The organism is Fannyhessea sp. C0108B2, from assembly GCF_056583915.1.
The window spans coordinates 102,261-116,625 of sequence record NZ_JBWPJQ010000004.1; the positions used below are offsets into that span (position 1 = coordinate 102,261).

At 42.6% G+C, this 14,365-nt stretch carries 11 protein-coding genes and 1 tRNA gene; all 12 read right to left on the minus strand.

Annotation, left to right across the window (positions count from 1 at the left end):
• Nucleotides 1-2 precede the first annotated feature (2 nt).
• Nucleotides 3-647: a cyclodeaminase/cyclohydrolase family protein gene (locus tag AC1DBT_RS03230; RefSeq protein ID WP_480018554.1), complete on the minus strand. Its 645-nt coding sequence runs from the start codon at nucleotides 645-647 to the stop codon at nucleotides 3-5.
• A 45-nt stretch (nucleotides 648-692) separates the two neighbouring features.
• On the minus strand, nucleotides 693-2,381 hold the full coding sequence (locus AC1DBT_RS03235) for a formate--tetrahydrofolate ligase (protein ID WP_480018555.1): 1,689 nt from the start codon (nucleotides 2,379-2,381) through the stop codon (nucleotides 693-695).
• Nucleotides 2,382-2,392: 11 nt separating this feature from the next.
• The gene (locus tag AC1DBT_RS03240; RefSeq protein WP_480018556.1) at nucleotides 2,393-3,043 is read right to left on the minus strand and encodes a 5-formyltetrahydrofolate cyclo-ligase; all 651 of its coding nucleotides are present in this window, start codon (nucleotides 3,041-3,043) and stop codon (nucleotides 2,393-2,395) included.
• A 5-nt stretch (nucleotides 3,044-3,048) separates the two neighbouring features.
• Nucleotides 3,049-5,736: a valine--tRNA ligase gene (locus AC1DBT_RS03245; protein WP_480018557.1), complete on the minus strand. Its 2,688-nt coding sequence runs from the start codon at nucleotides 5,734-5,736 to the stop codon at nucleotides 3,049-3,051.
• Nucleotides 5,737-6,078: 342 nt separating this feature from the next.
• Complete coding sequence (gene clpX / locus AC1DBT_RS03250) at nucleotides 6,079-7,455, minus strand: ATP-dependent Clp protease ATP-binding subunit ClpX (RefSeq protein ID WP_480018558.1); 1,377 nt, start codon at nucleotides 7,453-7,455, stop codon at nucleotides 6,079-6,081.
• A gap of 51 nt (nucleotides 7,456-7,506) precedes the next feature.
• A complete protein-coding gene (locus tag AC1DBT_RS03255) occupies nucleotides 7,507-8,145 on the minus strand; it encodes an ATP-dependent Clp protease proteolytic subunit (RefSeq protein WP_480018559.1) in 639 nt (212 codons plus the stop codon).
• Nucleotides 8,146-8,273: 128 nt separating this feature from the next.
• Complete coding sequence (gene tig, locus AC1DBT_RS03260) at nucleotides 8,274-9,728, minus strand: trigger factor (protein WP_480018560.1); 1,455 nt, start codon at nucleotides 9,726-9,728, stop codon at nucleotides 8,274-8,276.
• 61 nt (nucleotides 9,729-9,789) lie between these two features.
• Nucleotides 9,790-9,877, minus strand: a tRNA-Leu gene (locus tag AC1DBT_RS03265).
• A 96-nt stretch (nucleotides 9,878-9,973) separates the two neighbouring features.
• Nucleotides 9,974-11,119 carry an acyltransferase gene (locus AC1DBT_RS03270; RefSeq protein WP_480018561.1) on the minus strand — a complete coding sequence of 382 codons (1,146 nt, stop codon included), beginning with the start codon at nucleotides 11,117-11,119 and terminating at the stop codon, nucleotides 9,974-9,976.
• Between the two features lie 11 nt (nucleotides 11,120-11,130).
• The gene (locus AC1DBT_RS03275) at nucleotides 11,131-12,051 is read right to left on the minus strand and encodes a ribokinase (protein WP_480018562.1); all 921 of its coding nucleotides are present in this window, start codon (nucleotides 12,049-12,051) and stop codon (nucleotides 11,131-11,133) included.
• Between the two features lie 155 nt (nucleotides 12,052-12,206).
• Nucleotides 12,207-12,944, minus strand: coding sequence for a type 1 glutamine amidotransferase (locus AC1DBT_RS03280; RefSeq protein ID WP_480018563.1), 738 nt, complete (start codon nucleotides 12,942-12,944; stop codon nucleotides 12,207-12,209).
• A gap of 60 nt (nucleotides 12,945-13,004) precedes the next feature.
• Nucleotides 13,005-14,345 carry a MurT ligase domain-containing protein gene (locus AC1DBT_RS03285; protein ID WP_480018564.1) on the minus strand — a complete coding sequence of 447 codons (1,341 nt, stop codon included), beginning with the start codon at nucleotides 14,343-14,345 and terminating at the stop codon, nucleotides 13,005-13,007.
• Between the last annotated feature and the right edge of the window lie 20 nt (nucleotides 14,346-14,365).

Consider the following 14,365-nt stretch of genomic DNA (forward strand, 5'->3'; position numbering starts at 1 on the left):
TACTATCCTTTCATATACCGACGAATACGTTCGGCGCACGCTTCGGCTTGTGCAACAAAATGAGTAAGCATATAGCTACATTGTGTGTCAATTGCCTGCGCTTCTTGTTTATCATGTAACAATCTGATGTTAACCAATACGTTATAACTGGCAGCCTCAAGTGCTGCTCGGCAAATAAGCGCTCCGCTTCCAACATCGGAAAGCAGCATAGGCGCACACATAGAACTCATTTTGTCTAAAATATCAATAGCAGAACAAATTTGTTCCATCATAGCAAGGGGTGCTTTATACGCACCTTGTAATGCTTGTTGAAGCAGATCTGAACGTTGAGGGTTATCTTTAGGAATCTTATAGACGCTCATAAGATGAGCTAATCCTTTTGCATCCTCGTCTACCAGCGATAACAGTGCAACTCGCACAGACGAAACCTCTTCAAGGAGCTCATTGAGTGCCTTTTCATGCACCATAAACTGAGGCTTTGAAATCGTAAAATGTGCTGCCATTGAAGCAAGCGAAACACCTACCGCACCCACAAGAGCTGCGGCACTACCGCCTCCTGGTGCCGAAGTCTTGGCAGCCAGTGCGGCGGTAAATTCGTCAAGAGAAGCTTGTGAATCAAAGCGCGGGCACGAAGAATTCGTTTGCATAGGTTCCTTTACATGTATAGACTATAAGTTCCTAAAATACATCCGTTAAAAAATTCCAACAATTGTTCCATCGTCCAAGACGTCAATTGCCTCAGCCGCAGGTACTTTCCCCAAACCTGGCATGGTTACAACCGAGCCGCACATAATAACAACAAAGCCAGCACCAGCAGATACATGCAATTCACGAACATGTAAATCATAGTCATGGCTGCAATCCAACTTATGCGGGTCATCGCTTAAAGAATACTGCGTTTTAGCAATACAAACACGCGCGGTATCTAAACCAAGCGCAGAAAGTTCACGAAGTTGCTTGCGACTTTTATCCGACCATACAACGCCACAAGCGTGGTACCACTTGGTAGCAATTTTTTCGACCTTAGTTTGAATAGAATCACTTGCATCATAGAGCTGTGGCGTCTTAGATTGTGCCTCTGAAAGAGCACGCGTTACCGCACGAGCAAGTTCAAGGCCACCTTGAGAGCCTTGTGCCCATACGTATGTAGGTACTGCGCACACACCAAGTTCTTGACACAGATCGCTTACAAGCTGAATTTCGTGTGGATCATCGTTTGCAAAAGCATTAAGAGCTACAACGCAGGGTAAACCAGCTGTTTGCCGTATGTTTTGGATATGAATGCGAAGATGCTCAAATCCTTGCTTAACTGCATCAACATTGGGTTTGGAAACATCGGCTGCAGCAACACCGCCATGATATTTTAATGCGCGCATCGTTGCGGTTAAAACAACACAATCGGGGTTTTTCTGTAATTGCGGACAAACAATATCAATAAATTTTTCTGCACCTAAATCGGCACCAAAGCCAGCCTCGGTAATAACCACATCAGCACATTTGAGAGCAGTACGCGTTGCTATAACGGTATTAGCACCATGCGCGATATTTGCAAACGGACCTCCGTGAACAAAAGCAGGAGTTCCTTCAAGAGTTTGAACTAAATTTGGCTTTAACGCGTCGCGTAGCAAAGCACACATAGCTCCAACCGCATGAATGTCTTTTGCATAGACGGGTTTATTATCGTAGGTATAAGCAACTAACATAGCGCCTAAACGCCTTTTAAGATCGGCAATATCTGACGCAAGACACAACACCGCCATAACTTCTGAAGCAGCGCAGATATCAAATCCATCTTCGCGAGGAACACCACTTGCACAGCCACCCAGACCATCGACAATATGTCTGAGCTGGCGATCGTTCATATCCATGCAACGCTTCCACACAATACGACGTGGATCAATGCCGAGCTTATTACCCTGCTTAACATGATTATCCAACAAAGCAGCACAAAGATTATTGGCGCTTTCGATTGCATGAAAATCGCCCGTAAAGTGAAGATTGATATCTTCCATAGGGCCAACTTGGGCATAGCCACCGCCTGCAGCGCCGCCTTTGATACCAAAAACAGGACCTAGGGAAGGCTCACGCAAACAGAGTGCAACTCGTGTATTTTGGCTCGCAAGCGCATCTGCCAAACCAATAGAAATCGTTGTTTTGCCTTCGCCAAATGGAGTTGGATTAAGGGCACTTACCAGCACCAACTTAGAAGAGGATTGCACGTGCTCCTTGGCAAAATAGTCTGAAAACACATCAACTTTAGCTTTAAAATTACCATAATGCTCAAGTGAATCCATAGGAATATCTAATTTTTGAGCTATTTCCCCAATCGGTTGAAGATGTGCGGCTTGAGCAATTTCTATATCTGACAAAAATTGAGACATAAACCCTCTTTCTACAAGCTACGCAGTCCATGTACCAACGTGATCGATGTATCATAGCTGCATTTTTCTGTTATAACAACATCAACTGGTCTATCATGAGCTTCAACTATATGCCGTGCACGAAGATCATCTACCAGCGTCTGAGTGCGGCACAATCCAACCGTAGTAACGCAAGGTGCGTGCGAAAGTTTTGTTAACGTACGGTCGTAATATCCTGCACCGTATCCTAAACGATACCCAAACTTGTCAAAAACAAGGCCAGGTACAACTACAACCATAGACTTATCATAAGTTGCAACTTTCGTTATATCTATCAAGTTCAAAAGATCACACGAAGGCTCAAGAATACCAAAAGTACCTTTGCAAAGCGTTGATAAGTCTTGTACTCGATAAAAATCAAGGTTGCGGCAAGCCTTATTAACACGAGGCAGAATGAGCTGTTTTTGGTCTACAAGCACACGAGAAGCAAGCGTATGCGTATTGATTTCTTCGGCAAATGAATAATACAGACACACGCTTTGAGCTTTATGGTAGATAGAGCTTTGAACAAAATTTGAGATAATCTTTGAATCGGATTCATAGCGCTTTTGTGCACCAAGGGCGCAGCGCACATCCTTATAATACATGCGCGCTTGCCGTTTTGCACATACGAATGACTCCATAGATACTATCCCAACTGCTGAAGTTGCGCGGATAAACTCTCTATCGTAGCATTAAGCTCTTCTACATGAGCTTTCTTCTTATCAATAACCGCCTGTGCAGCCTTTGAAATAAAGGCCTCTTGGCCAAGCAGCGACTGTACTTTGCTGCGCTCTAAGTTAAGCTTTTCAAGTTCTTTTGAAAGGCGCGTAGCTTCGGCGCCTAAGTCAACTAAACCGCCTAACTCAACAAAAATTTCTACATCACCTTCGGCGGTTGCAACACAGGTTTTTGGACGCGTAAAGTTTGAGACAAGATCAAGCGATTTTAAGCGACCAACATGAATAATAAACTCTTTTTGCGCGTCAATAACCTGTGCCTTAGCTTCTCCTGTCTTAACGGTAAGCGCAAGTTCTTCTTTTGGCGATAAACGATAACGAGCACGGATAGAGCGCACGGTAGAAATAAGCATCTTTGCTAGTTCAAAGTTTGCTTCTGCTTTAGTATTAACAAACTGTTCGTAATCTTTGGCATCTGGCCAGGAAGCAAGCATAAGAAATGCGGCACGATGATCATCTACACCAGATACCGGCAACATATCCCAAATTTCCTCGGTTACAAACGGAATAACGGGATGTAGAAGTCTAAGCGCCGTATCAAGGACAAATACGAGATTGCGCTGAACCTGTAATTTTTCGTCAGCAGTACCATTGAGTAAACGACCCTTACAGAGCTCAATATACCAGTCACACACCTCATTCCAGAAAAACGACTGAATATCACGGGCATAGTCTCCAAAGGCATAGGTTTCAAGCTGTTCGGTAGTCTTTTTAACAACAGCTGCAAGACGACTTAACATCCATGCATCTTCCATTGTTTGAGCGCATGGTTTGCCTGGAACATAGTCTTGTAAGTTCATGTGCACAAAACGCGAAGCATTCCAAATCTTAGTGATAAACGAACGAGCCTGATCGGTACGTGGACTTTCTTTAAGCTGCTTGGTCTTTTTATCGATAACAGCATCAAATTTAACATCTTGGTTGGTAGTAATAAGTGTTAACAGATTGTAGCGCATAGCGTCGGCACCATACTTATCGATAAGATCCATAGGATTAACGCCATTGCCCTTACTTTTTGACATACGACTACCGTCTTTTGCCAAGATTGTTGCATAAATGTACACATCTTTAAAAGGAATTTCATGCGTAAAGTAAAGCGAACTCATAATCATACGCGCAACCCATAATGCAATAATATCGCGTGCAGTAACCAAAACTTTGGTAGGATGATGCGCTTTGAGCTCATCAGATGAAAAAGGCCATCCTTGTGTTGCAAATGTCCACAACTGAGAAGAAAACCAGGTATCCAATACGTTTTCATCTTGTGAGACATGTGAGGACGAACAATGCGGGCATACAGCCACATCTTCTAAACATGCATCTTCCCATCCACAATCTGTACACGTAAATACGGGAATACGATGACCCCACCAGAGTTGTCGAGAGATGCACCAATCTTTAAGGTTATCCATCCAGGTAAGATATGTTTGCGTCCACCTACTTGGATGAAATTGAATCTCTTGCGAAGTAACAGCTTCTTTAGCAGGTGTTTTGAGCTTATCAACCGCAACAAACCATTGCTGGGAAAGCCAGGGCTCAAGCGCCGTATCACAGCGGTAACAATGCATAACCGAGTGGTTAAGATCTTCTATATGATCAAGCAAACCATGATCTTCAAACCACGAAACAATTGCCTTGCGCGCTTCGTTTCTGTCCATGCCCGAAAATTGTCCATAGCCGTCGACAACGCATGCATGCTCATCAAAGATATTGATTTGCTCAAGATTATGTGTTTGACCCATAGCATAGTCATTAGGATCGTGCGCAGGAGTAACCTTTACAAATCCGGTTCCAAATCCTTTATCAACATGCCAATCCGAAAAAATAGGAATCTCACGATTAACAATAGGCAGCAAAACTTTTTTACCAACAAGGCAAGCCTTTTCATCATCTTGAGGAGACACCGCAACGCCCGTATCGCCTAGCATAGTCTCGGGACGAGTGGTAGCAACGGTGATGTAAGTTATATCTCCTACTGGATCAACCAGTGGATAGCGCATATACCACAGGTGACCTTTTTCATCGCGATATTCTGCCTCATCATCAGAAATTGCCGTTGTACAAACAGGACACCAGTTAACAATGCGCTTACCTCGATAAATAAGCTTATCATGATACCAATCAACAAAAACCTTGCGTACCGCATGTGCATACTCATCACTCATGGTAAACTTGGGATCACTCAAATCAATAGAGCAGCCCATACGCTTAATTTGTGAAACAATAGTTCCACCATATTCACGCGTCCAATCCCAGCATGCATCTAAAAACTTTTCGCGGCCAAGAGCCAAACGAGAAATTCCTTGGCTTTTGAGTTTTTTATCTACCTTAGTTTGCGTAGCAATACCTGCATGATCGGTACCTAAAATCCAGCGTGTTGAACGGCCGCGCATACGATTGTATCTAATATAGGTATCTTGGATGGTATCGTCCATAGCATGGCCCATATGAAGAATACCTGTGACATTAGGAGGCGGAATAACAACCGTGCAATCACCAACACCTTTGCTACGTTTGTAGCATCCAGCTTGGATCCATTGCTCAATAAGTTTTGGTTCAACCTCTAAAGGATTGTATGTTTTTGGCATTTGCTCCACAGGGCATCCCTCTTTATGTGACGATAACCAGCAGTTAACACCTTATTGTACCTGTTTAGAATAAGAAAGGCGTGCAAGACTTTTGTCTTTTTTTTAAGCAACTTGTAATAAGTATAACCGAACATATGTTTGCTTGCACGACAATTATAAATAACCCCAGGATTGAAAAATCCATTCACTTAAACCACACAATGCTTAGATAAAAAAGCCTCTGGATACAACCAGAGGCATACATGATGCACGTATAATATGGACGCACGATACGGATGAACGCTGGCGGCACAGGCTACGAGCGTTACGGACATGCGTTACGATCGCGCATAACGAGTCCGTTATGCTGCATTACTCTTTCTTAAGCGCCTTAAATAGACCATGTTTGCGCTCTTCGTGATCTTCTTCGGTAATACGCAATGGCTGCTCAGTTCCTTCTACCGCCTCTTTAGTAACAACAACCTTTACAATAGAGAGGTCAGAAGGCAAATCAAACATGGTATTTTGCAGCGTTGCTTCGCATATTGCGCGAAGACCACGAGCACCTGTATTGCGCTTAAGCGCAAGAGATGCAATTTCGCGGAGAGCTTCATCTTTAAATTCAAGCTCAACGCCTTCAATTTCAAACATGCGCTTATATTGTTTAACGATTGCATTTTTTGGTTCAATCAAAATCTTAACAAGATCGTCTTCCGTAAGCTCTTTAGTAGTGGTAATAACTGGAATTCTACCAATAAACTCAGGAATAATACCAAATTTATGCAAATCTTGAGGCATAACTTTACTCATAAGCTCATCTTGGTTGTCCTCAACCTTACGCGCAAGTTGTGCATTAAATCCGATACCCTTTTCTCCAATACGATCAGCAACAATTTTGTCCAATCCAACAAACGCACCACCGCAGATGAAGAGAATATTTTGCGTGTTGATATGAATGAGTTCTTGACTAGGATGCTTTCTACCACCTTGAGGAGGAACACTTGCATTGGTTCCTTCCAAAATTTTAAGAAGCGCTTGTTGTACACCTTCACCTGAAACATCACGTGTAATGGAAAGATTTTCTGCTTTACGTGCAATTTTGTCGATCTCGTCGATATATACAATACCAACTTCTGCGCGCTCAACATCGCCATCGGCAGCATTAATAAGCTTAAGCAGAATGTTTTCAACGTCTTCGCCTACATAACCAGCCTCGGTAAGCGTGGTTGCATCAGCAATCGCAAAAGGAACTTCCAAAAAGCGCGCGAGTGTTTGTGCAAGTAAGGTTTTACCAGTACCAGTTGGACCAAGCAACAAGATATTACTCTTGGCAAGCTCTACTTCCTCTGATTTAGCGTCATTGTTGCGGTTAATATCTTCGTCAATAGAAGCGTCATTGGTCATAATACGGCGATAATGATTGTATACCGCAACACTCATAGCACGTTTTGCGGCCTCTTGACCCATAACGTACTGCGAAAGCTCATCATAAATTTCATGTGGTGTAGGCAAAACATTCAAAATGGAACCATGATGCTTCTGATCATCAGAAGCATCTTGCGTAGTAGGCTGCGCATCTCCCGTAGCCATATACGCGTCCTGGCTTTTAGACAAAATATCACTGCATTCAGCAATACATTCATCACAAATAAACACGCCATCAGGGCCTTGGATAAGTTTACTTACCTGCGCACGAGATTTTCCGCAAAACGAACAAACAAAACCATGTCCATCGGAATGCATTGCCATACAGACTCCTTACGTTACTTAAAGGATTGTCTTATAAAACCAAACTTTTACTTAATGAGACTCTTGATCACTTAAGTGATCAGCTTGTTCGGTACGTGAAGAAATTACCTTATCAACCAAACCATATGCGCATGCTTCTTGCGCACGCATGTAGTTATCGCGTTCAGTATCAACGTTGATTTTTTCAACCGTTTGACCAGTATATTGCGCTAAAAGCTCATTCATGTGATTACGAATCCACTTAGTTTCATCGGCAACAATTTGGATATCGGTTTGCTGACCTTGCGCACCCGAACTTGGTTGATGAATCATAACCATAGAATTTGGAAGGCACATGCGCTTACCTTTTGCACCAGCTGCAAGCAAAACAGAAGCCATGGATGCCGCCATACCAACACAAATTGTAGAAACATCAGGTTTAATAAAGTTCATGGTATCTAAAATACCCAAACCAGAGTAAACTTCGCCGCCTGGTGAATCAATATAAAGCGCAATGTCTTTATCGGGATCTTGGCTCTCAAGGTGAAGAAGCTGCGCAATTACCAAATTAGCAGAATCACGCGTGATTGTTTCACCTAAAAAGACAATACGATCGTTTAACAGGCGAGAAAATATATCATAGCTACGCTCACCACGAGGTGTTTGCTCGATAACATATGGAATAAGCGGCGTTGCTGTTGGAGTAATCATACGTTCCCTTCCGGTTAAAAATGCGCTCCGAGACAAGAGCCCGAAGCGCGTGAATTACGCTCATAAGAACAAGACGCCTCATGCTGTAGCAATAAACGCTACAACACACAGTGCATCTATGAAGCTATCTACTTCTCAGATGACGATTCGTCAGACTTCTTTGCTGTCTTGGTGCTCTTTTTTGCAGACGATTTTGCAGTTGACTTAGTTGAAGATTTTGCAGCTTCTTTTTTAGGAGCTTTTTTAGCGCTCTTTTTTGCAGCAGATTTTTTATCCTTTGAAGCCTTATCTGCTTGAGATACTTCATCAACAACTTCGACCGTTGCATTCTCAACAAGCCATTTAACAGCCTTGCTTCTGCGGATAGATTCACGAATAGCTGGCATTTGGCCATTGTTCTTGAATTGCTCCATCTGCTTTTTATAATCTTTACCAACGCTTTTGAACTCTTCTTCTACGTCAGCTTCAGTTGCTTCCAAGTTAAGTTTATTTGCAATAGCGTTAAGCGCCAAAGATTGACGAGCACGCTCATCAGCTTGTGCATGAAGATCTGCTAAGAAATCATCGGATTTAATACCACGAGAAGCAAGATACATATCAAGTGTTGCACCTTGACGCTGAAGCTGGCTTAAGAACTCATTTGCAAGCTCAGAAAATACCTGTTTTTGATAATCTTCAGGAATCTCATCAAGCTTAAGGTGCTCACCCATTGCCTCTACAACACGATCTTCTTTAAGAGATGGTAATGAGGTTTTTTTATCGTTTTCGATTTCTTCTTTAACGGCATTACGAAGCTTTTCAACAGTATCAAAGCCCATTGACTTTTTAGCAAACTCATCAGTAAGCTCGGGTTTAACAGCACGTTTAAGAGCCTTAAGGGTAACACTTACCTTAACAGGAGTTTCTTTTTCGTCCTCTTTACGAACCCAAGAGATTTCTTTGCTTTCATCAAGCTTCATACCAGTAACGCCTTGTGCAAACTCTTGAGGAATATACGGACTATCAAGGACAAATTGACGAGCTGAACCTTCAAACTCAGGAAGACCTTCAATGTTTTTAACATCTAATACAACCACGCTCGACTCAGTTGCTTTCTTGGCATCCTTATCTTCTTCGTAAGTTGTGTTATACGATAAAAGTTGCTCAATTTGATGATCGATTTCAGCATCTGTTGCATGCTCTGGCGGCATAGTAATAGAAGGAGCGTCATAGGTATCAAGCTCGCACACAGGAGGAACGCTCACAAGAGCCTCTACCGTAAAGTCTTTATGCTCTTCTACCAATTTTGGATCTTCGCCGTAATCAGGCTTGCTGATGGCAACAATATCGAGCTCATCAAGCATTTGCGGTTGTACGTTTTGAATAAGATCCTCAGTTGCCTGCGCAAACACAGCTTGCTTACCAATAATGCCGTTGATTACAGGACGAGGAGCACGACCTCTTCTGAATCCCTGAAATGCATATTTCTTTGCAATGTTTTTATATGCGCCGTCAATCGCTGCGTCGACATCGGTTGCGGAGACAGTTACAGTTACTTTGACCTTATCATTTGAGGTCTTATCAGCAGTGGCAGTGATATTCAACGTTCCTCCAGTATTCCTTATGTCTGCATGACAGCAACAGACAACATTGTTTTACTATGTTTGGTGCGAGCGAAAGGACTTGAACCTTCACGAGTACAATACTCACCAGATCCTAAGTCTGGCGCGTCTGCCAATTCCGCCACACTCGCAAACTAACATACAACTTAAGCATGATACCAAAGCTTACACCTTAAGGTAGACATTAATTCAATCTTTTCATAGAGTTTCTTAAAAAATATAAAATTCTACAGGTACTTTGCAAAAAATGGCATCAGTCTAAGTACTTTAGTAAGTATACACGAACCAACAACACATAAACAGAAAAGAAAAACTTGAAATACTATGCCCTGCATAACAGTAGCGCGAGCCAGGAAATTCATATGAAATGTCATCACGTAACGTACCACAATATGCAGAAACATAACGTGAAGAACATAAATTCCAAAGCTATACGACGCTAAAACTTGGATAAGTGAGACAAGGCGTTTATGCCAAATTCCTCGCATATGTAGACGCGACGAGAAAAAGCGCGCAAGTGATTTTGCAGCAATACAAATTCCAGCGCTGTAAACAAACATCAAGCTACTTTGGGGCATAAAGAACATATCGTAGTCAAATACAAATAAAACAACCATTGCAACAGCCGAAATAAGTGCGCCAAGATAATACAGCGTAAAGTGAGCTTTTTCCTCGCAAAAAAGATAATACCCACCTACAAAATAAAGCAGCTCATAGCTGAGCGGCACATACGAAATAATGTACGTATGAGTAACCTCGGAAATATTAGGTAACACCATAAGTACCAGCCACAATACACAAAGCGCGCAGGCATGCTGTTTTGGACTTGTTGCCTGCAAAACAAGACGTAATGGTATAACAAGTGCATATAAACCGATAAGTTTATATAAAAACCAAAGATGATCCCAGCTTTGACCTGTAAGCGTTTTTAGAATTGCTTGCATGATCAAATCCGCAGGCGAGCTAAACCCCGTTGCAGCTACTTTAATCATGCTAAAACACAGACCAATCGTGGCTAAAATAGCTACAAGGCGCACAATATGATGAACAACTTTTTTTGAAGTAACGCAGCGCTGCGGATGTAGCATTAAAGCACCAGAAATCATAAAGAACAGTGGCACTGCCCAACGAAATAAAACAATTGCTGCGCCCGCCTCAACAGATATGCAGGCTTGTATATAAGACGAAAGAGGGTCCATATTCCCAACTGATATGATGCAATGAAGTGCTACAACTGCGAACGCAGCCAACACACGCAGCACGTCAAAATACAACACATGTTCAAATGTGTTTGGGGGCGTGGTTTGCGCAGGCGCGGGCGATGAAAGCAACACTCGGGCGTGCTCAGATTTTTCTTGATGAGAACTTGGCATACGCATAGATTCTATTTATGTGACGCAAGAAATGCCTGAACTTCGTCAAACGTAGGCATAGCATCTTGCGCGCCTAATTTAGTAACACAAAGCGCAGAAGTTGCCGTTGCTATTTCCATAGTTGCGTCAAAGGAATAATCATAGGATAAACATGCAGCCACCGCACCTAAAAATGCGTCACCTGCCGCTGTAGTATCAATACAGTTAACCGCAAATGCAGGGCGCGTAACAACTTCATCAGCCGTCTTTGCAACAGCACCTTGAGCTCCAAGTGTAAGAATTGTCTGTTTAACACCTTTTTGAGCAAAAAAATTAAGTGCAGATAGACGATCTTCATCGCTGTTAGGCTGAATACCAGAAAGCGTTGCACACTCAGACTCGTTTAGACACAATAAATCAATAGTTTTATACATATCGTCGTCTATTGGAAGTGCAGGAGAAGGATTGCAAATGGTAAACAAGCCTTTTTCACGCGCATACGCCAAAGAAGCTTTTACCACATCGGGCAAACATTCAAACTGTGTTAAGAAAATATCCCCTGGTTCTGCAAGCGTATCGAGTGTATCTTTTACCTCGTCAAACGTAACACAAACATTCGCGCCAGGATCCACTACAATGCGGTTGTCATCTTTTGACCGCAATATAAGCGCACTACCAGTAGCAACATCACTGCTGGTACGAATTCTGGAAGTACGCACGCCATATTCTTCTAAACTGGCAATGCGTACAGAACCTAAGCGATCGCTTCCTACTTTTCCTACCATGTACGTTTTTGCACCAAGACGAGCAGATGTTACTGCCTGGTTGGCACCTTTACCACCGCCTGAAAGCACAAACGTACTTCCAAGTACTGTTTCGCCTTGTTGTGGCATACGAGTGCAGCTTACTGACATATCGGTGTTGATACTTCCAAAAACAATAACGTTATGCATATAATTTACACCTGCCCCTGTTATTTCATTTCTGCCTAGTACCTCAAAGACACGTACACATTGTTCTTACCATACGTGAATTATTTTAATGTCTTATTATATCTCTTAGTGATAGTTGCGTACCGTCAGTTGTATAAAATATTCCAGATTTTTACCTATTCACGAATTTCGTGGTTCATGAGTCTTTGGTACATAAAGTCATTAGCCTGAAGCTCTATCGTATCATCTAAGGGCTCAAGCTCTTGGCACATACCACGACGCGCACATGCAGTACGCAAAAGAAAATCGGCAACACCTGGATTTTTTGGAAACAGTGGCCCGTGAATATACGTTCCTAGAACATGTTTATATAAGCAGCCCTCGTATCCAGTTTCACCATCATTTCCGTGCCCGTATTCTACCACGCCCAAAGGCGTAATGTCTCCAGCTAGATGCGTTCTTCCCCCGTGATTTTCGTATCCAACTATGGGGTGCGTGCATATAGAACTTTTAATTGCAATATTGCCAATAAGGCGCGGTGTTCCGCGATCGGTATATAAATCAACAAGCGAGAGCCCCTTAATTTTTTCGTCATCAAGCAAATAATAATGTCCTAAAAGCTGATAACCACCACACACCGCAGCTAAAACGCCACCATCTTCTACGTATGAGGCAAGCTCATCACGAAATGTTTGCAAAGCTGAACAGACAATTTTTTGTTCGCGATCCGATCCACCACCAATAAACACTATGTCTGCAGACGAAAGCGTAATACTATCTCCCACGTGGACTTCTACAATCTCAAATGGAATATGACGCTGTTTAAGACGATGTGCAAGTACCAGCATATTACCTGAGTCTCCATAGAGATTAAGCAGCTCGGGGTACATATGTACAATACGTAACGTTTGCATAAATACACGCTTTCTATCGTAAAACTGAGCGTCTAAGTTAGCCGCAAGAAGCGCATAGAACTACTGCGCACGACAAAGCTGTTCCAACCGCGCTTTAACAGGCCAAAGAGCAGAATAATTAGTAAGAACATAAAGAACTCTATTGGGATAGTGCTTAGAAATAGTAGTCAATACTTCATCTATTGACGTTGTGCATTCAGACGAAAAGCCTGCATATTTAAGACGAACTTGCATATCATGACGACGCGTACCGCCACACAAAAGTATGGGCTTATCCTCGGAGGAGAACCGTTCAAAATCAACGTCCCACAACCACGATACATCTTTTCCATCGTTAAAATTATCGTTAATGCAGATATAAATAACCTTCTGGCGCGGGTCTTCTTGCAACAGAGAAATGTTTTGATTAAAACCCGTTGGATTTTTTGCAAGATTCAAAACAAGAGGAATTCCTTGATAGGTAAAGTGCTGTAATCGACCATTTTGGGGATGAAATGCATTAAGCACATTTAAGAAAGCTTCATCGGAAATACCTGTTTCGTGCGCAATATAATAAGCCGCAAGAAGATTGTATACCATATACAAACCACCAAACGACGCAGAAATTTGAGCCGTATGTTGATTGATGTGCGCACAAAACTTAACACTGTTTTGTTCAAGCTGAATATCGTCTGCATAACAGTTCAGCTGCGGACGCGCAAACGAGCAGCTAGGGCAACTAAACGCGCCAAGTTGTGCATAACTACGATAGGTATACGTAAGCTCTGTTCCACACAGCTGGCAAAAACGAGCCTCGGGAACACGATCGGCAGCTCGGTGTAAATCTTGGTTGATACCAAAGTACACAACGTTAATATGCTGGCGTTGCGCAGACTGCGCTACGCCAACCGTAAGAGGATCATCACCACAAACAACAAGCGTTGTAGAGGGCGACGCCTCAAGCGCGCGAACGATAGTTTGCTGAACGCGTTCTATTTCGCCACAGCGGTCAAGCTGATCACGAAACAAATTAAGTAATACAAGAAACTTCGGTTTAACTGCAGGAACAATATTGATAGAAAAAAGTTCATCCGACTCTAATACGCAGGCAGCTCCAGAAGTGGCGTCCAAAAGCGCAGACGCTATGCCTGCTGGCATATTTGCTCCTGCTCGATTACAAACTACCTGCGGAAAAGAAGAATCAAATGCTGAAGCAATAATATTAGTTGTGGTTGTTTTGCCATTAGTTCCGCATACAACAACCGTATGATTACCAAAAAGACGTGCTTTATGTGCTAGAAAATTTTTATCAATGCCAAGCGCTACCCTACCTGGAAGCTGAGATGCCTTTCGATGAAATACACGACGTAACAATGTGCGAGCACTGCGCGCACAAAACGCGGCAAAATAAGTCTGTAACACGTATAACTAACCTCTTTATA

What these genes read in the sequence shown, in the direction of transcription:
- AC1DBT_RS03255 (WP_480018559.1), bottom strand. Translation starts at nt 8,145, where the DNA reads ATGATTACTCCAACAGCAACGCCGCTTATTCCATATGTTATCGAGCAA.
- AC1DBT_RS03275 (WP_480018562.1), bottom strand. Translation starts at nt 12,051, where the DNA reads ATGCATAACGTTATTGTTTTTGGAAGTATCAACACCGATATGTCAGTA.
- AC1DBT_RS03235 (WP_480018555.1), bottom strand. Translation starts at nt 2,381, where the DNA reads ATGTCTCAATTTTTGTCAGATATAGAAATTGCTCAAGCCGCACATCTT.
- clpX (WP_480018558.1), bottom strand. Translation starts at nt 7,455, where the DNA reads ATGGCAATGCATTCCGATGGACATGGTTTTGTTTGTTCGTTTTGCGGA.
- AC1DBT_RS03230 (WP_480018554.1), bottom strand. Translation starts at nt 647, where the DNA reads ATGCAAACGAATTCTTCGTGCCCGCGCTTTGATTCACAAGCTTCTCTT.
- AC1DBT_RS03280 (WP_480018563.1), bottom strand. Translation starts at nt 12,944, where the DNA reads ATGCAAACGTTACGTATTGTACATATGTACCCCGAGCTGCTTAATCTC.
- AC1DBT_RS03270 (WP_480018561.1), bottom strand. Translation starts at nt 11,119, where the DNA reads ATGCCAAGTTCTCATCAAGAAAAATCTGAGCACGCCCGAGTGTTGCTT.
- AC1DBT_RS03240 (WP_480018556.1), bottom strand. Translation starts at nt 3,043, where the DNA reads ATGGAGTCATTCGTATGTGCAAAACGGCAAGCGCGCATGTATTATAAG.